1 protein-coding gene and 1 pseudogene are annotated in these 518 nt (G+C 66.8%); both read left to right on the top strand.

The window, feature by feature from the left end; all coding sequences use genetic code 4:
* A pseudogene (locus FJR74_RS08545) lies at positions 1 to 202 on the top strand (Isoniazid-inducible protein iniA); the annotation flags it as partial.
* Positions 202 to 518: dynamin family protein (locus FJR74_RS08550; RefSeq protein ID WP_211333949.1), on the top strand; the 317-nt coding region annotated here is incomplete at its 3' end. The pseudogene FJR74_RS08545 and the gene FJR74_RS08550, both read left to right, overlap by 1 nt.

Here is a 518-nt window from a genome sequence, read left to right on the forward strand (position 1 = left end):
CTACCGCGAGATCGCCGAAGAGATCACCCGGTCGCTCACCGAGTCCCTGCAGGCGACCATCGCGGCGGCGCAGGTGGCGGAAACCGAGCGGGACAATCGAATTCGGGAACTTCAGCGGCAATTGGGTATCCTGAGCCAGGTCAACGACAACCTTGCCGGCTTGGAGCCAACCTTGACGCCCCGGGCGAGCTTGGGACGAGCGTGAGCACCAGCGACCGGGTCCGCGCGATTCTGCACGCAACCATCCAGGCCTACCGGGGTGCGCCGGCCTATCGTCAGCGTGGCGACGTTTTTTGCCAGCTGGACCGCATCGGTGCGCGCCTAGCCGAACCGCTGCGCATCGCGTTGGCTGGCACACTCAAGGCCGGCAAATCCACTCCCGTCAACGCCCTTGTCGGCGACGACATCGCTCCGACCGATGCCACCGAGGCCACCCGGATTGTGACCTGGTTCCGGCACGGTCCGACACCGCGGGTCACCGCCAACCATCGCGGCGGTCGACGCGCCAACGTGCCGAT

It is taken from the genome of Metamycoplasma neophronis (assembly GCF_006491995.1).
In the GTDB taxonomy this organism is placed as follows: domain Bacteria; phylum Bacillota_I; class Bacilli_A; order Mycoplasmatales; family Metamycoplasmataceae; genus Metamycoplasma; species Metamycoplasma neophronis.